The organism is Pseudomonas sp. D2002 (assembly GCF_013385735.1).
Lineage (GTDB): Bacteria > Pseudomonadota > Gammaproteobacteria > Pseudomonadales > Pseudomonadaceae > Aquipseudomonas.
In genome coordinates, this window is the sequence record NZ_JACAPL010000015.1 from 233266 (window position 1) to 256859 (window position 23594).

Genomic DNA, 23594 nt, shown 5'->3' on the forward strand with positions numbered 1-23594 from the left:
CATTTATATCGCCGTCTGCCAGATAAGCTGCTTTTCTGCCACACTTGCAGGCCGTGCATAAATAGACGCCCTCGTAAGTACCTGATGACCGACCAAGCGCCCACCATCGACCAACTGCTGAAAAACCTCGATCACGCCATGCTCGCCGACCGCCACCGCTTGCGGCGCCAGTTGCTCGAGCTGCGCAAGAAACCCGACGAGGAGAAGCTGGCGCAGTGGGTCACGCGCATGCAGGCGTCCTGCGCCCAGGTCACGGCGCGGCGTGCCAGCCTGCCGGTGATTCGCTACGACGACAGCCTGCCGATCGCCGCCAAGCGCGACGAAATCAAGGACGCGCTGCTCAAGCACCAGGTGCTGATCATCGCCGGCGAAACCGGCTCGGGTAAAACCACCCAGTTGCCGAAAATCTGCCTGGAAATCGGTCGCGGCCAACACGGCCTGATCGGTCACACCCAGCCACGCCGGATCGCCGCGCGCAGCGTTGCCAGCCGTGTCGCCGAAGAACTGGCTACGCCGTTGGGCGCGCTGGTCGGCTATCAGGTGCGCTTCGAAGACCAGAGTGATTCCAATACCCTGATCAAGCTGATGACCGACGGCATCCTGCTGGCGGAAACCCAGAACGACCGTTACCTGGAACGCTACGACACGATCATCGTCGACGAAGCCCACGAACGCAGCCTGAACATCGACTTCCTGCTCGGCTACCTGAAAACCCTGCTGCCGCGTCGCCCCGACCTGAAAGTCATCATCACCTCGGCGACCATCGACCTGGAGCGTTTTTCCAAGCACTTCGACGACGCGCCGATTGTCGAGGTTTCGGGCCGCACCTTCCCGGTGGACACCTGGTATCGCCCGCTGACCCTGGAACAGGACGAAGAGGGCAACCGCGTCGAGGACGACTTGACTGTCGACCAGGCGATCCTTGCCACCCTCGATGAAATCGCTGCCTATGAGCGCAGCGAACGCCGCAGCCCCGGCGATGTGCTGGTGTTCTTGCCGGGCGAGCGCGAGATTCGCGACGCCGCTGACATGTTGCGCAAGGCCCAGCTCAAGCACACCGAAATTCTGCCGCTGTACGCGCGCCTGTCACCGGCCGAACAGCAGCGCATTTTCCAGTCCCACCCGGGCCGCCGCGTGGTGCTGGCGACCAACGTCGCCGAAACCTCGCTGACCGTGCCGGGCATTCGTTATGTGATCGACAGCGGCACCGCGCGCATCAGCCGCTACAGCTACCGCGCCAAGGTGCAGCGCCTGCCGATCGAAGCGATTTCCCAGGCCAGCGCCAACCAGCGTAAAGGCCGGTGTGGGCGGGTCGAGCCGGGCATTTGCATCCGCTTGTACAGCGAAGAAGATTTTATCGGCCGCCCGGAATTTACCGACCCGGAAATCCTGCGCACCAACCTCGCCGCTGTGATCCTGCAGATGCTGCACCTGCGCCTTGGCGAAATCACCGACTTCCCGTTTATCGAACCGCCGGATGGCAAGGCCATCAGCGACGGTTTCAACCTGCTGCAAGAGCTCTCCGCGGTGGACCGTAATAGCCAGCTTACGCCGCTGGGCCGCCAGCTGGCGCGCCTGCCGGTGGACCCGCGCATGGGCCGCATGCTGCTCGAAGCCGCCAAACTCGGCAGCTTGCAGGAAGTGCTGATTGTCGCCAGCGCGATGTCGATCCAGGACCCGCGCGAACGCCCGCCTGAGCGCCAGCAGGCCGCCGACCAGGCCCATGCGCAGTGGAAAGATGCCGACTCCGACTTCGCCGGGCTGGTGAATCTGTGGCGCGGGTTTGAAGAACAACGCCAGGAACTGACCGCCAGCCCGCTGCGCAACTGGTGCCGCAAGAACTTCCTGAATTACCTGCGCCTGCGTGAGTGGCGTGATTCCCATCGCCAGCTCAGCCTGATCTGCCGCGACATGCAGTTGACGGTGAATAAAGAGCCGGCGGATTTTGCCAAGTTGCACAAGGCGGTGTTGTCCGGCCTGTTGAGCCAGATCGGCCAGAAAACCGAAGACGGCGATTACCTCGGCGCGCGTCAGCGGCGCTTCTGGATTCACCCGTCCTCGGGCATCGGCAAAAAACGCCCGCAATGGCTGATGACCGCTGAGCTGGTGGAAACCACCAAGCTGTATGCGCGCATGGTCGCCAAGATCGATGCCGATTGGATCGAGCCGCTGGCGGGGCACCTGATCAAGAAAAACCACTTCGAACCGCACTGGGAGAAGAAGCGCGGCCAAGTGGTGGCGTTTGAGCAGATCACCCTGTTCGGGCTGATTGTGGTGGGGCGCCGCCCTGTGCATTACGGGCCGATTGACCCGGTGGTGTCGCGCGAGCTGTTTATCCGCGAAGGCCTGGTGCGTGGCGAGATTCAGTCCCGGGCCAAGTGCCTGACGGCCAATCAGCAGCTGCTGGAACAACTCGATGAGCTGGAAGCCAAGGCGCGGCGTCGGGACATCCTGGCGGACGAAGAAACCCTCTACGCCTTCTACGACGCGCGCTTGCCGGCGGAGATCCACCAGACCGCCACCTTCGACAGCTGGTACAAGGTCAACAGCCAGAAAGACCCGCAACTGCTGATCATGCGCGAAGAAGACGTGCTGGCCCGCGAGGCCAGCGAAGTCACGGCCCTGCATTACCCGGACACCTTGCACCTGGGCGACCTGGAATTGGCGCTGAGCTACCACTTCGAGCCCAACCACCCGCGCGACGGTGTGACCCTGCGCGTGCCGGCGCCGCTGTTGCCGGCGTTGCCGCCGGAGCGCCTGGAGTGGCTGGTGCCGGGTGTGATCGAAGCCAAGTGCATCGCGCTGGTGCGCAACTTGCCGAAGGCGCTGCGCAAAAACTTTGTGCCGGTGCCGGATTTCGTCAAGGCGGCGCTGCAACGTATTGAGTTCGGCCAGGGTTCGTTGCCCCAGGCGCTGGGGCGCGAACTGCTGCGCATGACCGGCGCGCGGGTCAGTGATGAAGCCTGGGCCGAGGCGGCGCAGCAGGTGGAAAACCACCTGAAGATGAACCTGGAAGTGGTCGACGGCCAGGGCAAGTTCCTCGGCGAAGGTCGCGACTTGGCTGAACTGACCGCACGCTTCGCCGAAGCCAGCCAGGCCGCGTTGGCCGTGCCGCAAACCGCCAAAAGCCAGCAGCCGGTGGAGGCCAAGGTGTTTGCGGCGGTGGCCGAGAAAACCCAGCAAAAGATCGCGGGCCTGTCGATGACGGTTTACCCGGCGCTGGTTGAAGAAAACGGTACGGTCAAGGAAGGGCGTTTCTCGACCGCCGCCGAGGCCGAGTTCCAGCACCGCCGCGCCTTGCAACGCCTGCTGATGCAGCAATTGGCGGAGCCGGCGAAATTCCTGCGTGGCAAGTTGCCGGGGTTGACCGAGTTGGGCCTGATGTACCGCGAGCTGGGGCGCATCGACGCGCTGGTGGAAGACATTCTGCTGGCCAGCCTCGACAGCTGCGTACTGGAAGGCGAGGCGAGCCTGCCGCGCGACGGTGCTGGCCTGGCCGCATTGGCCGAACGCAAGCGTGGCAGCTGGACCGAACACGCCGAGCGCCTGGCGCGCCTGACCCTGGACGTGCTGAAGCTATGGCATGGCTTGCAGAAGCGCTTCAAGGGCAAGATCGACCTGGCCCAGGCGGTAGCCTTGAACGATATCAAGCAGCAACTCAGCAACCTGGTGTATCCCGGTTTTGTGCGGGAAACCCCGGCGCAGTGGTTCAAGGAACTGCCGCGCTTCCTCAAGGCCATTGAGTTGCGCCTGGAAAAACTGCCAAGCCAGGTGCAGAAAGATCGCGTGTGGAGCACAGAACTGGGCGGCCTCTGGGCGCAGTACCAGAATCGCTTGAACAAACACACCCAAGAAGGCAAGCGCGACCCGCAGCTGGAGCTGTATCGCTGGTGGCTGGAAGAATATCGGGTGTCATTGTTTGCCCAGCAGTTGGGCACCAAAGTGCCGATTTCCGACAAGCGCTTGAGCAAGCAGTGGAGCCAGGTGGAGGCCTGAAGCCCTCGCGGCTACCCGGGTATGTGGGGTTTATCCGGGAAGTGGCGCGAAAACTCCGAGGTTGTGGCAAACTTCGCGGTTATAAATGCCGGGATCGTCGTAATGGGCTGTTGCTCAGCCACGGCGCGAAGGAATAAAGCGTTGCCAGTTTGATGACCGCTGGACGGAATCGAACGACTTAAAGTTTGGTACGACGGTACCAATATCTTCTGCCTGACAGATTTAGAGGAACGACCGTGCATAACGTCGTCATCAGCGGCACTGGCCTGTACACCCCGGCCAACAGCATCTCCAACGAAGAGCTGGTGCAGTCTTTCAATACCTATGTGCAGCAGTTCAATACGGATAACGCGGCCGCTATCGAACGTGGCGAAGTGCAGGCACTGACCGAGTCCAGTGCGGCCTTTATCGAGAAGGCGTCGGGCATCAAGAGCCGTTTTGTCATGGACAAGGACGGCATCCTCGACCCGCAGCGCATGGCCCCGCGCTTGCCTGAGCGCAGCAATGACGAGTGGTCGGTGCTCTGCCAGATGGCCGTCGGCGCTGCCGAACAGGCCCTGCAGCGCGCCGGCAAGACCGCCGCCGACATCGATGGCGTGATCGTCGCCTGCTCCAACCTGCAGCGCGCCTACCCGGCCATCGCTATCGAAGTGCAGGAAGCCCTGGGCATTCAAGGCTTCGGCTTTGACATGAACGTGGCCTGCTCGTCGGCAACCTTCGGTATTCAGAACGCCGCCAACAGCATCCAGCTGGGCCAGGCGCGGGCGATCCTGATGGTCAACCCGGAAGTCTGCACCGGGCACCTGAATTTCCGTGACCGTGACAGCCACTTCATCTTTGGTGACGCGGCCACTGCAGTGGTCCTGGAACGCGCCGACCTGGCGACCTCCGAGCACCAGTTCGACGTGGTGAGCACCAAACTGCTGACCAAGTTCTCCAACAACATCCGCAACAACTTCGGCTTCCTCAACCGCACCGCGGAAGAGGGCATCGGCGCGCCCGACAAGCTGTTCGTGCAGGAAGGCCGCAAGGTATTCCGGGACGTCTGCCCGATGGTTGCCGAACTGATCGGCGTGCACCTGGAAGAAAACCAGCTGAACGTCGCTGACGTGAAGCGCTTCTGGCTGCACCAGGCCAACCTGAGCATGAACCACCTGATCGTGAAAAAGCTGCTGAGCCGCGAAGCCTCGGTGGAAGAAGCACCGGTGATTCTCGACACCTACGCCAACACCAGCTCGGCGGGCTCGGTGATTGCATTCCACACCTATCAGGATGATTTGCCAAAAGGTTCTGTGGCAGTGCTCAGCTCGTTCGGCGCGGGTTATTCGATCGGCAGCGTGATCCTGCGTAAACGCTAATATCGAGGCAGATTGCGGTCAATGTGGGAGCTGGCTTGCCTGCGATGACGATAGTGCAGCCACCGCCGCTATCGCAGGCAAGCCAGCTCCCACAGGTAGCGGATTTCCACAGCAGGATTGAGGTAAACGATGGCAGCAGCGGACGACACGCACCTGCTTGAACGGTTGCTCAAGGGCGAGCAGCGGGCCTACAAGGAATTGGTCACCACCTACCAGAGCGCCATGCGCGCAGTGGCTTATGCTATCGTCGGCCAGCGTCACGCCGATGAAGTGGTGCAGGACGCCTGGCTGTCGGTGGTGCGCAACCTGGCCAAGTTCGAAAGGCGCTCCAGCCTCAAAACCTGGCTGCTGACCATCACCGCCAACTCCGCCAAAGGCCGCTACAAACAGAATCGCCGGGAAGTGTTGCTCGACGATTTGCCTTCGCCCCACGGCACCATTGGTGATGACCGCTTCGTCCCCGACGATGGCCACTGGGCCGTCGCACCTTACGCCTGGCACCAGGACACCCCGGAAGCGCTGCTGACCGAGGATGAGTTGCGCAAATGCCTGGAACATACGTTGCTGAGTTTGTCAGAGCTGCAAAGCAGCGTGCTGGTGCTGCGCGAACGCCAGGGATTGGAGTTGGAGGAAATCTGTAATCTTCTGACGTTGTCGCTCTCCAATGTCCGTGTGCTGTTGCATCGAGCACGGCTTAAAGTCTTCGCCACGGTGGAGCATTTTGAGGAAACGGGCGAATGTTGACCTGTAAAGAACAAGTGGCACGTTCCAGTGACTATCTCGATGGGCAATTGACCTTTCGCGAGCGTCTGCTGGTGCGTCATCACTTGATGTTTTGCCCTAACTGCCGGCGATTTATCCGGCAGATGCGCCTGCTGCAGGCGACGTTGAAGATCATGCCGGAAGAACCGGTAAAGGATGCTGATGCATTGGCTGATCGGCTGGTGGCCGAGCGGCTCAAAGATCAGTAAAAGCGCGGACATTGCAGACTCGCGTGGGTGAGTCGAACGGATGATGGGGATCGACCCGCCCACGCAAGGCTGTTGAAACCACCTCGGGCCGTCCTGGCCCAAGGTTTATTGCACACCCATTAGAACTTGGCTTCAGCATCCAATTGCAAGGTGTTGGTGTTGGCGTCACGCTGCGTGCGGCTGGCGTAGTCTGCCTTGGTCAGGAAGTACGTGGCACCGAGGGCGAAGTTCTTGTCGATGTCGTAGCTGACCTTCATCTTGTGACCGCGCGAACCGGTGGTGCCGTTGGCGAAATCCGAATCGGTGAAGGCGCCGACCACGGCGTTACGCTGGATGTCGCGGTAGTTGTAGTCCAGGTTGAAGCCGAACACTTTGGACTTGGCGCCGATCAGCCAGGCGGTGTCCTGGTCGGTCACGGCATCGTTGTTTTTCACGTATTGGCCGTAGAACGCCAGCGGCACTGCCAAGCCACCGATGTCAGCCTGGGCGAACCCTTCATACAGGCGGAATTGGTTGTCGGCCGAGTTGCCATTGACCGCCAGTGCGCAAGGCGTGGTGGTGGTTGTGCAACGGCTGTCCTTATCGTTCTGGTAGGCGTAGACGCTGCCGCCCAAGGTCATTTTCAGGTTGTCGGTGACCGAGAAACGCGTGCCCAACTGGCCGGACGTCAGGCGCAGGTCGTGGCGAAATTGCACGCCGTCGCCATCGACGTTGTCCTTGAGGTTGTAGTTACCCAGGCTGCCGAACAGCTCGGCGCTGCTGCCCAATGGGTATTTGTAGGTCAGTGCCAGGCCTTCCGGGTTGATATCGCTGTCCCAGATCACGTCGCCCATGTTCACCCACGGCTGCAGCATCTTGCCGCCGATCACGTGCAGGTTCTTGATCTGGTCCGGGTGGTAGTCGATGTAGCCGAGGTCCAGCCAGATCGACTTCTTGTCGAAATAGTTGTCCTGGTCCTGGTTGGTGGAGCGCGCGTCGTCGCTGCTGCCGGTGGCGATACGAATGCCGGTGTCGACCTGCGAGTTGATCTCGGTGTAGGCGCCCAGGCGGGCACGGATGCGCTGACGGTCCTTGTCGCGGCCACCGTTGTTGGATTCGCCCTGGATCTTCACGGTTTCCTGACGGAAGCGCACGTCACCCTTGAACTGGGTCTTGGCGGCCCAGGCCAGCTTCTGGTCGAAGCTGCTCAACTCGTTGGTTTTTTTCGCGGTGGCCGCGATCTGCTCGTTGGTCTCTTGTTGAGCTTGCTGTGCGATCTGCTTTTCTTTCTGGTCCTTGGCCAATTCCGCTTGCAGTTCGGTGTACTGCGCAGCGGTGATCTGGCCGTTGGCCTTGAGCATGTCGAGCAATTTAGCGTCGACTGCAGCGCTGGCCTGACCGCTCAGGGCCAGTAACAGGCCGCCGCACAGGACCGCCGCAGTTTTAGTGGAAGCAAGACGCATATCAATCTCCGAAAGTGAGGAGGGATGGCAAACCATCCAGGACACAACCGACCGATGACGGACGGAAAATAGCCGCCTGCTAGAACCAGGCGCTCTAAAAACAGGCGTCAGTATCACGATCACTTATGACGGTGAAGTGGCTAAGTGATGTCATGTAGATGACAAAATATTTAGAAATGGAACTATTGGTTTTGGGGCTTGTCGCGCGATTTGAAGATGTGTATTGCCTGGCGATAAGCGATACTCGCGAGGCTTTCACGCCCCGATGTAGTGAGGATGCCGATGCCGTTGCAACGCCTGGACAGCCTGTCCGAAATCGCCCCAGAGGTTTGGGATGCCCTTGTGCCGCAGGCCCAGCCGTTTGTGCGGCATGCGTTCCTGAGTGCGCTGGAAGACAGCGCCAGCCTGGGCCCGCATTCGGGCTGGCAGCCTGAGCACTTGCTGCATTGGGAGGGCGATCGCCTGGTGGCGGCATTGCCCAGTTATCGCAAATGGCATTCCTACGGCGAGTACGTGTTTGATCACGGGTGGGCGGATGCCTGCGAGCGCGCCGGTATCGACTACTACCCCAAGTTGCTCACGGCGGTGCCGTTCAGCCCGGTCAGTGGGCCGCGCTTATTGGCGCGGAACGCCGAGGACGGTTTTGAGCTGCTGAACAGCCTGCCCGGCTACCTGGAAATCGAAGGGCTCTCCAGTGCCCATATCAACTTCACCGACCCGTTGGCCGACGCAGCACTGGCGACGCAGCCGGGCTGGCTGCAGCGGTTGGGCTGCCAGTTTCATTGGCAGAATCGTGGCTATCGCGATTTCCAGGACTTCCTCGACGCCTTGAGTTCGCGCAAGCGTAAACAGATGCGCAAAGAGCGCGAACAAGTCGCCGGGCAGGGCATCGAGTTCGAATGGCTGCAAGGCCATGAGCTGAGTGAAGCGCAGTGGGATTTTGTCTACGCCTGCTACGCCAACACCTACGCCGTGCGCCGCCAGTCGCCGTACCTGACCCGCGCGTTTTTCAGTTTGCTGGCCGAGCGCATGCCCGAGGCGATTCGCGTGGTCCTGGCCAAACAAGGCACACGCCCGGTAGCCATGGCCTTCAGCCTGATCGGTGGCGACAGCTTCTACGGGCGTTATTGGGGTTGCCTGGCGGAATTCGACCGCCTGCATTTCGAAACCTGCTTCTACCAGGGCATGGACTACGCCATCGCCCACGGCCTGCAACGCTTCGACGCCGGCGCCCAAGGCGAGCACAAGTTGATTCGCGGGTTTGAGCCGGTGATCACGCGTTCATGGCACTACCTGCGCCATCCGGGCTTGAAACATGCCGTCGAGGATTTCCTCGAGCGCGAGCGCGTGGGGATTCTGGCGTATGCCGAAGAGGCGAGGGCAGCTCTGCCTTATCGGCAGGGCTGAACCCGTTTGCCTCAGGCCGAGTCCTCCTTGCCCAGCCATCGATAGGTCACGCCGCCGATCATTGCGCCGAGGATGATCAGTAAATCAATGATGCTCCCTGCAGATTTACTTCAGCGCCCGTCTGGGCACTGCTTTGATTGAAGCAGGCTTTGTGGGCAAGTCCAGGCCATAAAAAAGCGCCAGGGCCCTTTGGGCGCTGGGGGGAAATGCTGATTCTGCTAATGAAATGCGATCAAATGTGGGAGCGGGCTTGCTCGCGAAAGCGCTGTGTCAGTCACCGGAGATGTTGACTGATACCCCGCATTCGCGAGCAAGCCCGCTCCCACATTTTGAATGATGTATACCGTGAAAGCCTCAGTCGATGCCGACAAACCCCCCGGTCTGGTGCTGCCACAACCGCGCATACAACCCGCCATGGGCGAGCAGCTCGGCATGGCTGCCGGTCTCGGCAATCTGGCCTTTTTCCAGCACCACCAGCCTGTCCATCCGCGCGATGGTCGACAACCGGTGCGCAATCGCAATCACGGTCTTGCCTTGCATCAGGGTTTCCAGGCTTTCCTGGATCGCCGCTTCGACTTCCGAGTCCAGCGCCGAGGTGGCCTCGTCCATGATCAGGATCGGCGCGTCCTTGAGCAGTACCCGTGCGATGGCGATGCGCTGGCGTTGCCCGCCGGAGAGTTTCACCCCGCGCTCACCCACATGGGCATCCAGCCCGGTGCGGCCTTCGGCGTCCGACAGCAGCGGGATGAACTCGTCGGCGCGGGCCTTGTGGATGGCGGCGTTGAGTTCCTCATCGGTGGCGTCCGGCTTGCCGTACAGCAGGTTGTCGCGGATCGAACGGTGCAGCAGCGAAGTGTCCTGGGTGATCATCCCGATCTGTGCGCGCAGGCTTTCCTGGGCGACCTCGGCGATGTTCTGGCCGTCGATCAGGATTCGTCCGCCTTGCAGGTCGTACAGGCGCAGCAGCAGGTTGACCAGGGTTGACTTGCCCGCGCCGGACGGGCCGATCAGGCCGATCTTTTCCCCGGCTTTGATGTTCAGGTTCAAGCCACCAATGATTCCGCTTTTCTTGCCATAGTGAAAATCCACCTGCTCGAAGCGCACTTCGCCATGGGGCACGTTCAGGCGCGGGGCGTTCTCACGGTCGGTCACTGCCAGCGGAGCAGCGATGGTTTTCAGGCCGTCCTGCACCATGCCGATATTTTCGAAGATGCCGTTGACCACCCACATGATCCAGCCGGACATGTTGACGATCCGAATTACCAGGCCGGTGGCCAGGGCAATCGCACCGACCGAGATCAACGATTGCGTCCACAGCCACAACGCCAGGCCGGTGGTGGTAACGATCAGCAGGCCGTTGAGGATGGCAATGGTCACGTCCATGCTGGTCAGCACGCGGGCGGCCAGCTGGGTTTTTTCGGTCTGCTCGATGATCGCTTCCTTGGCGTATTCCTGCTCATTCTGCGTATGCGCGAACAGCTTCAAGGTGGTGATGTTGGTGTAGCCATCAACGATACGCCCCATCAACTTGGAGCGCGCCTCGGAGGAAATTACCGAGCGCTCTTTCACGCGCGGCACAAAGTAACGCAAGGCCAGGCTGTAGCAGATGATCCAGGTGATCAGCGGAATCATCAGCCGCCAGTCGGCCTCGGCAAACAGCACCAGGGCACTGATCGCGTAGATCGACACGTGCCAGATGGCCTCCGCCGTCGCCACCGCTGAGTCGCGCAGTGAGTTGCCGGTTTGCATGATGCGCTGGGCGATGCGCCCGGCGAAGTCGTTCTGGAAGAAATTCAGGCTCTGCTTGAGCACGTAGCTGTGGTTCTGCCAGCGGATCAGGCTGGTCATGCCGGGGTTGATGGTCTGGTGCACCAGCAAGTCATGCAGGCCGTTGAAGATCGGGCGCAGCAGCAGGGCGACCACGGCCATCCAGATCAGCTCGGCGCTGTGAACCTGGAAGAAGTCGGCGGGCGGCGTGCCTTGGGCCAGGTCGATGATGCGGCTCAGGTAGCTGAACAATGCCACTTCGATCAGCGCGCCGATCAGGCCGACCACCAGCAAGGCGGCAAAGCTCGGCCACACTTGGCGCAGGTAGTAGAGGTAGAAGGGCAGGACTTTGTCGGGCGGGGCGTCGCTGGGCGCGGCGCGGAAAATGTCGATCAGTTGTTCAAAACGACGATAGAGCATTAGGTTGACGCCCGCCTGGCGGGCTCTCCTGTTCAAATGCGCGCGTGGCCTTGTGGGCCACGCGCGGAGCTACCTGCAGACCTCAGTCGATGCGCTTGGCCGACTTGATCACAACAGGATCGATAGGCACGTTCTGCATGCCCTGCTTGGTGGTGGTTTGCGAGTTGACGATCACGTCGACCACATCCATGCCTTTGACCACTTTGGCGAACACGGCGTAACCGGCGTCGCGGCCTGGGTCGAGGAACGCATTGTCGGCCACGTTGATGAAGAATTGGCTGGTCGCCGAGTTCGGGTCATTGGTGCGTGCCATCGACAGGGTGCCACGTACGTTATGCAGGCCGTTGCTGGCTTCGTTCTTGATCGGCGCTTCGGTTGGCTTTTGCGACATTTGCGCGGTGAACCCGCCGCCCTGGACCATGAAGCCCGGGATCACGCGGTGAAAAATCGTGTTGGTGTAGAAGCCCTTGTCGACGTAGGCGAGGAAGTTCTTGGTGCTGATCGGTGCCTTGACCGGGTCCAGTTCGATTTCGATGTCGCCGTTGGTGGTGGTGATCAGAACGTGAGGTGCCTTGGCGGGCTCGGCAGCCATCAGGTTGGCAGCAAACAGTACGGAACCGGCAAAGAAGGCGATTTTTTTCAGCATGGGTCAGTGATCCTGGGTAGTGGTTTCGACTGTCTTTAGAAAATCGAGCAAGGTAGCGTTAAAGACTTCGGGTTGATCCAAGGGCGTGGCGTGGCGGGAATCTTCGATCACCACCAGCCGCGCATCGGGCAGCAGTTTTACATAGATTTCTTTCTGCGCCACGGGCGTGTAGTCGTGGTCGGCGCTGATGACCAGGGTTGGACAGGAAATCTTCGAAAGTTGTTCCTGTACGCCCCAGCCCACAATCGCGTCGAAGCTGGCGAGATAAGCACGTTTGTCGTTTTTTGCCCAGCGTTCGGCCATTTTGCGGCGCAGGTCGGCCTGGTGCGGTTTGGGGAATAGTCGATCGCCGAGCGCCTTGCCGATGGTGGCCAGGCTGAGTACGCGCGCCAGGCTCCAGCGCTTGGCCCACTGCCAATAGTCATCGGCGCTGCGCACCTTGACCTCGGGCGCGCTGTTGACGATGCACAGGCTCTTGAGCAGTTGAGGTTCGTCCACCGCCAATTGGAAGGCGATCATGCCGCCCATGGACAAGCCCACCACATGGGCGGGCGGCAGGTTCAGGTGTTCGATCAAAGCCAGCAGGTCAAAGGTGAAACCCTTGATGCTGTAGCGTTCTCGCGGTTTGTCGGAGCGACCATGACCGCGCACATCCACCACAATCAGGCGGTAGTGGCGGGCCAGCACGGGAATCTGCAACTCCCAATCCTGGCAGCTGGAGCCCAGGCCGTGGATCAGGATCAGCGGGCTGCCGTGGCCGTATTCCTCGTAATGCAGATTGCAGCCTTCATGGTCGAACCAGGCCATGGGTGAACTCCGTTTCAGGCTTGCTCAGGCGCGGCGAAAGGCGCGTCCAGGGGAGCGGTGTCGAAGGTGCGCAGCAATTCCACGAGAATCTGCGTGGCTGGGCCCAGGGGTTTGTCCTTGTTCGCGTACAGGTAAAACGTTGGGTTGCGGCTGCCGCCCTTTTCCAAGGGTAGCTGCTTGAGCAGGCCTTCGTTGAGTTCACGCTCGATCAGGTGCCGGGGCAACCAGGCAAAGCCCAGGCCGCTGCTGACGAAGGCGGCGGCGGTGGCCAGGCTGCCGACGGTCCAGCGCTGTTCGGCACCGAGCCAGCCCACGTCCCGTGGCTGCTGGCGGCCGGAGTCGCGGATCACCACCTGCATCTGGCTCTCCAGGTCCTGGAAGCTCAGCTCGCGGTTCAAGCGATGCAACGAGTGATCGGGGTGGGCCACGGCGATAAATTCCACATCGCTCATTTCCGTCCCCAGATAGCCAGGGATGATGAACCCGCTGATCGCGAGGTCAGCCATGCCGTCCATCAACAACTCTTCCACGCCCGACAATACTTCTTCGCGCAGGCGCACGCGGCAGCCTCGGCTTTGCGGCATAAAGGCGGTGAGGGCACGCACCAGGCGTGCATTCGGGTAAGCGGCATCCACCACCAGGCGTACTTCGGCCTCCCAGCCCTGTTCCATATGGTGGGCGAGGTCTTCCAGTTGGCTGGCGTTTTTCACCAGTTGGCGCGAGCGGCGCAGCAGCACTTCGCCGGCTTCGGTGAGTACCGCTTTGCGCCCGTCGATGCGCAGCAGCGGCACGCCGAGCTGGTCTTGCATGCGCGCCACGGTGTAACTCACCGAGGATTGCGAGCGGTGCAGCGCTTCAGCCGCCTGGGCGAAGCCGCCATGGTCGACCACGGCTTGCAGCGTGCGCCATTGATCGAGGGTAACGCGGGGCGCTTTCAAGATGAGCTCCTCTTGTCCTAAGCTGGCGGTCCTTATTGGAGACTGCCGAATGAGAAAATTCTGTTGTGTATTGCTGGCGCTGCTGCCGATGAGCGCGTTTGCATTCAGCACCGATGTGACGAAAGACATTCAGGGCGTGAAGATCGATTACAGCGCGTCGGACGTCGACAGCAATATCAGTTCGATCCAACTGACCAACTACGGCTCCAATGATGCGGAGTGCAAGGTGCGCTTTACCAACGGCCCGGAAGCCCCGCGCACTCGCAAAGTCACGGTTGCGGCGGGGAAAACCACCAACACCACGGTCAATTTCAGCCGCGCCATTATCAAAATGCGTATCGCACTGACCTGCACCCCAAAATAAGCCGGCAGCGGAGCATGCCCACAGCAATACTCCGCTTATAAACAAATTTCTAGATGGGTTGTAGCAGTTTTTTGCGCTTTTTTATCGAATTGGCTCTGTTTAATCTTCACTCCATCGCCTTACAGCATTTACAGATGGAGCCTACCTAGCCATGTCCAATGTTCTGATCATCGAAAGCAGCGCCCGCCAGCAGGATTCAATCTCCCGCCAGCTGACCCAACAGTTCATCGGCCAATGGCAGGTCGCTCATCCGGCGGATCAGATCACCGTGCGCGACGTGGCCCTTAACCCGGTCCCGCACTTGGACGCCAACCTGCTCGGCGGCTGGATGAAGCCCGCCGACCAGCGCAGCGACATCGAACAGGCGTCCCTGGACCGCTCCAACGAATTGACCGACGAATTACTCGCTGCCGACGTGCTGGTGATGGCCGCACCGATGTACAACTTCGCCATCCCCAGCACCCTCAAAGCATGGCTGGATCACGTGTTGCGTGCTGGTGTGACCTTCAAGTACACCGCCACCGGCCCTCAGGGTTTGTTGACCGGCAAGCGCGCCATTGTGCTGACCGCGCGCGGCGGTATTCACACCGGCGCCAGCTCCGATCACCAGGAACCGTACCTGCGTCAGGTCATGGCCTTTATCGGCATTCACGATGTCACCTTCATTCACGCCGAAGGCGTGAACCTGAGCGGCGACTTCCAGGAGAAGGGCATCAACCACGCCAAAGCACTGCTGGCACAGGTTGCGTGATCGTTTAATCGTCACATAATCGCGTGGTGTTTATATCGCCCCACGCAAACCCTTCAAGTACGCGTATCGAACCTCCCTTTGCACTTGTTGCTCCTGAGTGCTCCTGCCCGACTGCCGCTATAGCGAGGTCGGGTTTTTTTTGCCCCGAGTTTCAGTAAACGCCGAAAACCCTTAAAGTCGCGCCCATTCGAAACGAGGCGCGCATGGGCTATTTACTGGTTGTCACCCTGATTCAGGCATTTTCCTTCAGCTTGATCGGCGAATACCTCGCCGGCCACGTCGACAGCTACTTCGCCGTACTGGTGCGCGTGGTGTTGGCTGGCCTGGTATTTATCCCGCTGACCCGTTGGCGCTCGGTAGAACCAAGGTTTATGCGCGGCATGCTGGCGATCGGCGCGCTGCAGTTTGGTGTGACCTACGTGTGCCTGTACTTGAGCTTTCGTGTACTCACCGTGCCAGAAGTGCTGCTATTCACCATCCTTACACCGCTACATGTGACCCTGATCGAAGACGCCCTCAACCGGCGCTTCAACCCTTGGGCGCTGATTGCTGCGCTGGTGGCGGTGGGCGGCGCGGCAGTGATCCGCTTCGACCAGATCACCCCGCACTTCCTCGGCGGCTTTTTGCTGCTGCAACTGGCCAACTTCACCTACGCCGCCGGGCAGGTGATGTACAAGCATCTGGTGGCGCGCTATCCGAGTGATTTGCCGCACTACCGGCGCTTCGGCTATTTCTACCTGGGCGCCTTGATCGTGGTGCTGCCGGCATTCCTGCTGTTCGGCAAGGCCAATTACCTGCCCGACGCACCGTTGCAATGGGGCGTGCTGGTGTTCCTCGGGTTGGTCAGCACCGCGCTCGGCATGTATTGGTGGAACAAGGGCGCGTGCCTGGTCAACGGTGGCACCCTTGCGGTGATGAACAACCTGCATGTGCCGGTGGGGCTGTTGCTGAACTTGCTGATCTGGAATCAGCATGAGCCGCTGGGGAGACTGGCGTTGGGTGGGTTGGTGATTCTGGGGGCGGTGTGGATCAGCCGGTTGGGTGTGCGCAAGGAGGCGATCCACCGCTGAACCTATGTGGGAGCGGGCTTGCCCGCGATGGCGCAGTGTCAGTTTGCACATTTATGGACTGATACACCGCTATCGCGGGCAAGCCCGCTCCCACAAGGGGAATGGTGGTGTTACACGGAGTCGTGTTCGAGGGTCGGCAGGTGACTGGCCCCCAACACCGCCGGCACCATCCCCGCGCGCAAGTCATTGCCACTCGGCTGCTGATACAGGCTCAAGCCGAACTCCGGCAACACCGCCAGCAGGTAATCAAAAATATCCCCCTGGATCCGTTCGTAATCCGCCCACGCCGTGGTGCGGGTGAAGCAGTAGATTTCCAGCGGCACGCCTTGGGCGGTGGTTTGCATCTGGCGCACCATGCAGGTCATGTTCGGCTGGATGTCCGGGTGGCTTTTCAGGTAGGCCAGGGCGTAGGCGCGGAAGGTGCCGAGGTTGGTCATGCGGCGGCGGTTGGCGGACAGCTGCGCACTGTTACCCTGGGCTTCGTTCCAGGCCTTGAGTTCGGATTGCTTGCGGCTGATGTAGTCGGTGAGCAGGTGCACCTGGGTCATGCGCACTTCTTCGTCGTCGCGCAGGAAGCGCACGCCGCTGGCGTCGATGTACAGGCTGCGTTTGATGCGACGCCCACCGGAGGCCTGCATGCCGCGCCAGTTCTTGAACGACTCGGACATCAGGCGCCAGGTCGGAATGGAGACGATGGTCTTGTCGAAGTTCTGCACCTTGACCGTGTGCAAGGTGATGTCGACCACATCACCGTCGGCGCCGACCTGGGGCATTTCGATCCAGTCACCGACCCGCAGCATGTCGTTGCTGGTCAGCTGCACGCTGGCGACGAACGACAGCAGCGTGTCCTTGTAGACCAACAGGATCACGGCCGACATTGCACCCAAACCGGAGAGCAGTAGCAGTGGCGAACGGTCGATCAGGGTGGCGACGATAATGATCGCGGCAAACACGAACAGCACCATCTTGGCCAGTTGCACGTAGCCCTTGATTGAGCGGGTGCGCGCATGTTCGGTACGCGCGTAGATATCCAGCAGGGCGTTGAGCAGGGCGCTCACAGCCAGTGTCATGAACAGGATGGTGAACGCCAGGGCCACATTGCCGATAAACAAGGTGGCGGTCTTGCTCAGGTCCGGCACCAGGTACAGGCCAAACTGGATCACCAGTGACGGCGTCATCTGCGCCAGGCGGTGGAAGACTTTGTTGTGCCGCAGGTCATTGAGCCAGTGCAGCGCCGGTTGCCGGCCGAGCAGTTTGACGGCGTGAAGGATGAGGTAGCGCGCGACCCGCCCAACGAGCAGGGCCACCACCAGCAACACCAGCAAACCCAAGCTCGCATGCAGCATCGGGTGTTGATCGAGGGCGCCCCAAAGGTCTTGGACGTTGAGCCAGAACTGTTTGATATCCATGGGTGAAACCGATTCTTCTGTAAGACAACACGGGGCGATTAGAGCATTTAAGTGCGTCAAAGTTGACGTTGTAGACAAATATCCTGACAAAAAAGCAGCTGATTAGCCCTGTTCGCGTAAAGAAACTCGGTTTGGACGCCCGAAACCGTTACCCTATGCAGCTGATATTTTGTATTTCTTCGAGGTAGCACCCGTGTTTTCCCAATTCGCCCTGCACGAACGCCTGCTCAAAGCCGTGGCCGAGCTTAAATTTGTCGAGCCTACGCCTGTGCAAGCAGCGGCCATCCCGCTCGCGCTCGAAGGGCGTGACCTGCGGGTGACGGCTCAAACCGGGAGTGGCAAGACCGCCGCTTTCGTCCTGCCGATTTTGCACCGCCTGATCGGCCCGGCCAAAGTCCGCGTCAGCATCAAAACCCTGATCCTGCTGCCGACCCGCGAGCTGGCCCAGCAGACCTTGAAAGAAGTGGAGCGCTTTTCGCAGTTCACCTTCATCAAGTCCGGCCTGATCACCGGCGGTGAAGACTTCAAAGTCCAGGCCGCCATGCTGCGCAAGGTGCCGGATATTCTGATCGGCACGCCAGGGCGAATGATCGAACAACTCAACGCCGGCAACCTCGACCTCAAGGAAGTCGAAGTGCTGGTGCTCGACGAAGCCGACCGCATGCTCGACATGGGCTTTGCCGATGACGTGCAGCGCCTGGTGGCTGAATGCGTGAATCGCCAGCAAACCATGCTGTTCTCCGCCACCACCGGTGGGTCGACGTTGCGCGACATGGTTGCCAAGGTCCTGAACAACCCTGAGCACTTGCAGGTCAACAACGTCAGCGACCTGAACGCGACCACGCGTCAGCAGATCGTCACCGCCGACCACAATGTGCACAAAGAGCAGATCCTCAACTGGCTGTTGGCCAACGAGACCTATCAGAAGGCCATCGTGTTCACCAACACCCGCGCGGCGGCTGACCGTATTTACGGTCGCCTGGTGGCGCAGGACTACAAAGCGTTCGTCCTGCACGGTGAGAAAGACCAGAAGGACCGCAAACTGGCCATCGACCGCCTCAAGGCTGGCGGCGTGAAGATCCTGGTGGCCACCGACGTCGCCGCGCGCGGCCTGGACGTGGATGGCCTGGACATGGTCATCAACTTCGACATGCCACGCAGCGGCGACGAATACGTGCACCGTATCGGCCGTACCGGGCGTGCCGGCAACGATGGCCTGGCGATCTCGCTGATCTGCCACGGCGACTGGAACCTGATGTCGAGCATCGAGCGCTACCTCAAGCAGTCGTTCGAGCGCCGCACCATCAAGGAAGTCAAAGGCACCTACACCGGGCCGAAGAAGGTCAAGGCGTCGGGCAAGGCAGTTGGCGTGAAGAAGAAAAAGGTCGACGCCAAGGGCGACAAGAAAAAGGCCGGTGCCAAGTCGCCGACCAAGCGCAAGATCGCCAACCGGCCGAAGACCGACAACCTGTCGCTCGTCAGCAAGGATGGCATGGCGCCGCTCAAGCGCCGCAAGCCAGAAGCACCGGCTGCCGAGTAAGGCAGGGCGATGTGAAAAAACCGGACAATGTCCGGTTTTTTTATGCCTTCAGTTTTTGCTTTCGGCGGCGGCTTTTTCGAGGTCTTTCAGGCGCTGATCGATCAATTGGCATTTGTCAGGCAAGTCCGCAGCCGTCGTGTCCATGTCCATTTTTTGCAGTTCTGCATTCATTTCTTTGGCTTTGGTGGGGTTTTGCTCCGTGAGCTTGGTCACTTCCTGAGCCAGTTGTTCGCGTTTCGCCGTGGCTTCTCCAGGCGTACACGCCCAGGCTGGCAGGGCAGTCAGCAGCGTGGCGGCGATGGCCAGGTTTATCAGGGTTTTCATGGTCGGACCTCCTTGGCATTAGTGTTCAATTGAGGTGGCGAACGTCTGGAAAGTTCAGAGAAATGACGCCCGTCTATTCAGCTGAACGGCCAGTGACGAGGCATGTCACACCTTTAGACGGGCTACTTTCCACCGGCCTGCAGGAGGAATCAGGATGACGACTTACAACTGGGATTTGATCGAACGTCTGCTGCATGAAGTGCAGAACGGCGAAGGCAGCTTTGCCCCGCGTAAATACGCTGAGCAGGAGGCGGCTGAGAAGGCCACGGCGGGTGAATCCACCGGTAACCTGGATACGCTGAAAAAGACCGCTGCAGATTACGAGGCGCTACTGTTCAAGCGTGGGTTTATTGAATCGCGCCCGGAAGAAGAAGGCGGTAATGGTGAGAATTTCATCCTGACCGCTCGCGGCGCGCAGCTACTGGCGCTGATTGATAGTTCCATTCCGGGCAATGATCACCCGCGCGAGGTGCTGGATGACCAAGCGGATGCGCTGGAGCCGGCGACGTTTGATGGAGTGGCCTCGAAGGCGCAGATTGCCTAAAAGATACACCACAGACCTCATGTGGGAGCGGGCTTGCTCGCGAATGCGGAGTTTCAGTCGATACATCTTGTGACTGATTCACTGCATTCGCGAGCAAGCCCGCTCCCACATTTTAGATGGCGGCACCTTTAAGGCATTTGAGTGCCTTGAAGTCGCTGCGCACACCGTCAATCTTCTGCGTCAGCTTCATGCGCTGCTGCACCGTGCTTTCGGCCATCAAGTCGACAATCAGGCTGCGTGCCGCCGCTTCCGTCTGGGCATAGGCAACCTTGTAATCCGGCGTCCACAGGCTTTCACGGTCCACCAGCAATTGCTGGATTTTCTGCGGGAAGTCGGCGTTTTTGCGCTGCTGCACTGCGGCGATGAACTGCGTCTGCCAGCGGGCGCGGTTGCCGATCCACTGCTCGTTTTGTTCACCCAGGGCAATAGACCAGGCGGTGACGCGGTTTTGCTGGCTGGCACTGAGCGGGCCCATCCAGGCGTCCAGACGTTTGCTCATGCGCTGGGCACGTTCCTTGATCTGCTGCTCCAGAGGCGGCTTGAGGTATTCATCCTGGCGCTTGCGTAAGTCCTTGGCCAGAGCGTCGCTCATTTCCTTGACCTGCCGATCGTCCAAACCTTGCAGCAGTTGAATGGCCGATGGTGTGATCTCGCGGGCCACCTCGGCAATTGCTTGCTTGGCTTCGACGGTACGGGCCTGCAACGCGGCGTCGGTGACCTGATTGTTGTCGACCATCTGTTGCAGGCGATCAAGCCAATCGAGGTAGCCCGGCAATTGCGTGGTGCAGTGCCAGGCCAGGTGCTCCTTGAGTGTGTCGTTGAACCAGCTCTTCTGCCCGGCGTTCATGTCCAGGTAGTCGTTGAGTGTCCAGGGGATAATGACATCCAGATTGCGGTAGGCCAGGCCCACGCGATTGCAGCCGGCGAGCACCAGGCTCAGGGTCAGCAATACCACCATTAGTTTGAGCCGACGCAGCATGGGCGATTCCTTGCGCAGAGGGGGTTAATGCATGTGAGCCTGCGCGGGGTGCGACAGTTCAGCCCGTCAATAAAACGACCGAGCGGCCTTCAACGTCAACAGGCCATCGCATTGCGAGTTGTGTCCGGAGTAGGCCGAGCAGTCACCGCCGCTGAGGCTGGAGTCGCTGTAGATCAGGTCCAGGTCGATGCCCTTCCATGCGCGGGAGAATTGTACCGACCAGTCACTGAACGTGCTGATGGCGCCGCCCTCTACGGAGGCCGGGGTGCCCAATTGGTGGGTGGTGTACTTCATGCTGACGCCGATGCCAAAAGGCTGCGTGCCGCCAAGGTCGGCGAACAGGGTGCTGTCGTGGCGATCGGGGTCGTTGCTGAAAGAGACGCCGAAGCGATTGCCCAACAGGTTCAAGCCGCCGTAGAACTCCTGGCTGTCCAGCGGGCTGAGCTTGGGATAGCTGTAGTGGATCAAACCAACTTCATAGCCCAAAGTCTGGTCGAAAGGGCGCTTGAAGCCCATATAGGAGTCGACTTCGAGGTTATTGGCAGAGGATAACCCCATGTTCGGTGAGAACTGGCCGAAATACAGACCGCTGTCATGGCTCAGGTCCAGGCCACCGTGGAACGAGTCGCTGCCGGGGGACGTGGGCTTCACCAGGCCCTGGGCCATGCTGCGGCTTGGCGTCGTGCCCAACTTCAGGTCGAAATCGCCCAGCTCACGCTGAAAAATCTGCGCTTCGGCAACGGGGCTTGCCGCAAGGGCAGCTATGAGAAAAAAGCAGGGCTTGAGCATGCTTCACTCCATGAAAAGCGAGGAGCAGTAACAGGAAGAATCGGGCAGATGCCCGTGCTAGACGTGTGCAAGCATACCGGCGTAAGCCTGGAGGTGAGGCCCGTTCGTCGATTAGCACAATACTGGATGATGCAGAGAGGGGTTTTGGTCTCTAGTCCTAGCGCCTTGAGGACAAGACGCTGAGGGACCAGATGTACTGCGCGAGTTTTACTTTTTGCCCAGGCTGATCTGCTTGGACGGGCCGAAAGTCTGGCCGCTCACGCCCTTGGCAATTTGCTGGATTTCACCGCCGGACTTGAGGAAAGCAGCAATCTGGCTGTTGATCGATTCGCTGGTTTCAACGGCTGGAGCTGGCTTTGCTTTGCTGTTGGATGCTTTTACGCGCATGGCGGCCACTAACCTGTAGAAAATTAACTTGGCCAGGCATCGTACAGGAAATACTTGACAATTGCTTGGCAAATATCCCTCAGGAATAATTGAGCGCGCTCGAATCAGCCAAAGTTTGTCAGTGAAATAACGCCCTAACTTACTGTTTTAACTCGAAAGCGTTTGAGTAAACGGCCAGCCTCCTCGGGAAAAATTCATTGCTCTGATCAGACGAGCGGGGCGGTGCCATTGGATCGCCACGCCACGCCACGATTTTTCAGGCGCGCGCGCGTGCGAGGCGCAACTCGGGTAGAATGCGCCCCACGTAACGAGGGTATTTGGAAATGGCTTTAGTCGGGCGCTACAACAGCTTGCAAGTGGTTAAACACACTAACTTTGGTTTGTACCTGGACGGTGCGCAAGATGGCGAAATCCTCTTGCCGAATCGGTATATCCCCAAAGATATTCCCAGTGAAGATGAAGACTGGCTGAACGTGTTCATTTACTTGGACAGCGATGACAAACTTATCGCAACGACTGAAAAACCGAAAGTTCAAGTCGGCGAATTCGCCAGTTTGAAAGTCGTCGAGGTTAACAGCATTGGCGTGTTCCTCGACTGGGGTTTGCCAAAGGATTTATTGCTGCCGTATTCGGAAGAAAAACGTCAGCTGACCGCCGGTGAATACTGCGTGGTGCACGTCTATCTCGACAAGCACACCAAGCGCATCACCGCCACCGCGCGGCTGGACCGCTACCTGGACAAGACGCCTGCCAACTACCAGGTGGGCCAGGAAGTCGACCTGCTGGTGGCCGAAGCTACGGACATGGGCTTCAAGGCGATCATCAACAACAAGCATTGGGGCCTGATCCACAAGAACGAAGTGTTCAAGTTCCTGCGCCCGGGCAAGGAAGAGAAAGGCTTTATCAAAGAGATCCGCGCCGATGGCAATATCAGCCTGAGCCTGCAACCGGTCGGCCAGGAAGCGGCCTCCAGCCTGAATTCGAAGATCCTCGCCAAGTTGCGCGAAAACAACGGCAGCCTGCCCGTCAGCGATAAGAGCGACCCGGCGGTGATCAGCAACTTGTTCGGCGTCAGCAAAGGCAACTTCAAAAAGGCCATTGGTGCGCTCTACAAGCAAGGTCAGATTGTGATTCACGCGGATCGCATTGAACTAAGCTGAGTGCGATTTGCTCTTCTGTAGGAGCAATTAGGCTCCTGCAGAGGCTGCGTGAATGACCAAAAAAACACTGTTCGCTTACCTCGGCACCTTGCTCGCCTTTTTGGTGCTCGACGGCCTCTGGCTCGGCGTCCTCATGGGGCCGACCTACAAATCCCTGCTCGGCTCGCTGATGCTTGATCAGCCTCGGCTGCTGCCTGCCGTGCTGTTCTACCTCCTGTATGTCATCGGTTGTGTGGTGTTCGTGGTCCTGCCAAGCGGCAGTTGGCAACGGGCCGCGCGCCTGGGTGCGCTGCTTGGCTTGGTGGCCTATGGCACCTATGACTTGAGCAACTGGGCCACGCTGCAAGGCTGGTCTGCTGGCTTGGCGGTCATGGACATGGCCTGGGGCACGTTCCTGACGGCCGCGTGTTGTAGTGTCGGTTATCTGTGTGCACATCGGGTGCAACGCTGATTGTGTACAGGATTAATGTGCACCGTTGCTGAGCGTAGCACCCGGCTATAAGCCCTTATCAATCCCTTTGGAGC

The 23594-nt window shown here is 59.8% G+C and carries 22 protein-coding genes; 12 read left to right on the top strand and 10 right to left on the bottom strand.

The window, feature by feature from the left end; translation table 11 throughout:
* Positions 1-84: 84 nt before the first annotated feature.
* The 4 genes from hrpA to HX783_RS26225 all read left to right on the top strand — a co-directional run bounded on the left by hrpA (position 85) and on the right by HX783_RS26225 (position 6325).
* Positions 85-3996 (top strand): ATP-dependent RNA helicase HrpA, encoded by a 3912-nt coding sequence (gene hrpA / locus HX783_RS26210; RefSeq protein WP_177018788.1) that lies wholly within the window; start codon positions 85-87, stop codon positions 3994-3996.
* A gap of 236 nt (positions 3997-4232) precedes the next feature.
* Complete coding sequence (locus HX783_RS26215) at positions 4233-5354, top strand: beta-ketoacyl-ACP synthase III (protein WP_177018789.1); 1122 nt, start codon at positions 4233-4235, stop codon at positions 5352-5354.
* Positions 5355-5483: 129 nt separating this feature from the next.
* The gene (locus HX783_RS26220; RefSeq protein WP_177018790.1) at positions 5484-6098 is read left to right on the top strand and encodes an RNA polymerase sigma factor; all 615 of its coding nucleotides are present in this window, start codon (positions 5484-5486) and stop codon (positions 6096-6098) included.
* Positions 6092-6325 (top strand): anti-sigma factor, encoded by a 234-nt coding sequence (locus tag HX783_RS26225; protein WP_177018791.1) that lies wholly within the window; start codon positions 6092-6094, stop codon positions 6323-6325. The genes HX783_RS26220 and HX783_RS26225 overlap by 7 nt, the downstream gene beginning before the upstream one ends.
* 119 nt (positions 6326-6444) lie before the next feature.
* Here HX783_RS26225 and HX783_RS26230 read toward each other — a convergent pair whose 3' ends face one another.
* The gene (locus HX783_RS26230; RefSeq protein ID WP_159958780.1) at positions 6445-7767 is read right to left on the bottom strand and encodes a putative porin; all 1323 of its coding nucleotides are present in this window, start codon (positions 7765-7767) and stop codon (positions 6445-6447) included.
* Between the two features lie 282 nt (positions 7768-8049).
* Here HX783_RS26230 and HX783_RS26235 point away from each other — a divergent pair, with 282 nt between their 5' ends.
* A complete protein-coding gene (locus HX783_RS26235; protein ID WP_177018792.1) occupies positions 8050-9174 on the top strand; it encodes a GNAT family N-acetyltransferase in 1125 nt (374 codons plus the stop codon).
* 354 nt (positions 9175-9528) lie between these two features.
* On the opposite strand, the gene HX783_RS26240 is transcribed toward HX783_RS26235, so the two are convergent.
* The 4 genes from HX783_RS26240 to HX783_RS26255 form a co-directional block, all read right to left on the bottom strand.
* Positions 9529-11361: an ABC transporter ATP-binding protein gene (locus HX783_RS26240; RefSeq protein ID WP_177018793.1), complete on the bottom strand. Its 1833-nt coding sequence runs from the start codon at positions 11359-11361 to the stop codon at positions 9529-9531.
* Positions 11362-11443: 82 nt separating this feature from the next.
* A complete protein-coding gene (locus HX783_RS26245) occupies positions 11444-12007 on the bottom strand; it encodes a peptidylprolyl isomerase A (protein ID WP_016979352.1) in 564 nt (187 codons plus the stop codon).
* A 3-nt stretch (positions 12008-12010) separates the two neighbouring features.
* Complete coding sequence (locus HX783_RS26250) at positions 12011-12814, bottom strand: alpha/beta fold hydrolase (protein WP_177018794.1); 804 nt, start codon at positions 12812-12814, stop codon at positions 12011-12013.
* A gap of 14 nt (positions 12815-12828) precedes the next feature.
* Positions 12829-13752, bottom strand: coding sequence for a LysR family transcriptional regulator (locus HX783_RS26255; RefSeq protein ID WP_177018795.1), 924 nt, complete (start codon positions 13750-13752; stop codon positions 12829-12831).
* A 49-nt stretch (positions 13753-13801) separates the two neighbouring features.
* Here HX783_RS26255 and HX783_RS26260 point away from each other — a divergent pair, with 49 nt between their 5' ends.
* The 3 genes from HX783_RS26260 (at position 13802) to HX783_RS26270 (ending at position 15937) form a co-directional block, all read left to right on the top strand.
* The gene (locus HX783_RS26260) at positions 13802-14116 is read left to right on the top strand and encodes a 3-phosphoglycerate kinase (RefSeq protein ID WP_159958770.1); all 315 of its coding nucleotides are present in this window, start codon (positions 13802-13804) and stop codon (positions 14114-14116) included.
* 151 nt (positions 14117-14267) lie between these two features.
* A complete protein-coding gene (locus HX783_RS26265; protein ID WP_177018796.1) occupies positions 14268-14867 on the top strand; it encodes an FMN-dependent NADH-azoreductase in 600 nt (199 codons plus the stop codon).
* A gap of 203 nt (positions 14868-15070) precedes the next feature.
* The gene (locus HX783_RS26270; RefSeq protein WP_177018797.1) at positions 15071-15937 is read left to right on the top strand and encodes a carboxylate/amino acid/amine transporter; all 867 of its coding nucleotides are present in this window, start codon (positions 15071-15073) and stop codon (positions 15935-15937) included.
* Positions 15938-16047: 110 nt separating this feature from the next.
* Here the strand turns inward: HX783_RS26270 and HX783_RS26275 are convergent, their stop codons facing one another.
* Positions 16048-17346: a mechanosensitive ion channel family protein gene (locus HX783_RS26275; RefSeq protein WP_177018798.1), complete on the bottom strand. Its 1299-nt coding sequence runs from the start codon at positions 17344-17346 to the stop codon at positions 16048-16050.
* Between the two features lie 193 nt (positions 17347-17539).
* Here HX783_RS26275 and HX783_RS26280 point away from each other — a divergent pair, with 193 nt between their 5' ends.
* Positions 17540-18886, top strand: coding sequence for a DEAD/DEAH box helicase (locus tag HX783_RS26280; RefSeq protein ID WP_053257387.1), 1347 nt, complete (start codon positions 17540-17542; stop codon positions 18884-18886).
* A 48-nt stretch (positions 18887-18934) separates the two neighbouring features.
* On the opposite strand, the gene HX783_RS26285 is transcribed toward HX783_RS26280, so the two are convergent.
* Positions 18935-19210, bottom strand: a complete 276-nt coding sequence (locus HX783_RS26285) for a hypothetical protein (RefSeq protein ID WP_177018799.1) — start codon at positions 19208-19210, stop codon at positions 18935-18937.
* A gap of 154 nt (positions 19211-19364) precedes the next feature.
* On the opposite strand from HX783_RS26285, the gene HX783_RS26290 reads away from it, so the two are divergent.
* Positions 19365-19754: a transcriptional regulator gene (locus HX783_RS26290; RefSeq protein ID WP_177018800.1), complete on the top strand. Its 390-nt coding sequence runs from the start codon at positions 19365-19367 to the stop codon at positions 19752-19754.
* Between the two features lie 112 nt (positions 19755-19866).
* On the opposite strand, the gene HX783_RS26295 is transcribed toward HX783_RS26290, so the two are convergent.
* From HX783_RS26295 to HX783_RS26305, 3 genes are all read right to left on the bottom strand, one after another.
* Positions 19867-20733: a DUF6279 family lipoprotein gene (locus HX783_RS26295; protein WP_177018801.1), complete on the bottom strand. Its 867-nt coding sequence runs from the start codon at positions 20731-20733 to the stop codon at positions 19867-19869.
* 66 nt (positions 20734-20799) lie between these two features.
* Positions 20800-21522, bottom strand: a complete 723-nt coding sequence (locus HX783_RS26300) for a TorF family putative porin (protein ID WP_159958756.1) — start codon at positions 21520-21522, stop codon at positions 20800-20802.
* A gap of 207 nt (positions 21523-21729) precedes the next feature.
* On the bottom strand, positions 21730-21909 hold the full coding sequence (locus tag HX783_RS26305; RefSeq protein WP_003193095.1) for a hypothetical protein: 180 nt from the start codon (positions 21907-21909) through the stop codon (positions 21730-21732).
* 323 nt (positions 21910-22232) lie between these two features.
* On the opposite strand from HX783_RS26305, the gene HX783_RS26310 reads away from it, so the two are divergent.
* A complete protein-coding gene (locus HX783_RS26310) occupies positions 22233-23069 on the top strand; it encodes a S1 RNA-binding domain-containing protein (protein ID WP_028617391.1) in 837 nt (278 codons plus the stop codon).
* Positions 23070-23121: 52 nt separating this feature from the next.
* The gene (locus HX783_RS26315) at positions 23122-23520 is read left to right on the top strand and encodes a DUF2177 family protein (RefSeq protein WP_177018802.1); all 399 of its coding nucleotides are present in this window, start codon (positions 23122-23124) and stop codon (positions 23518-23520) included.
* The last annotated feature ends 74 nt before the right edge of the window (positions 23521-23594 follow it).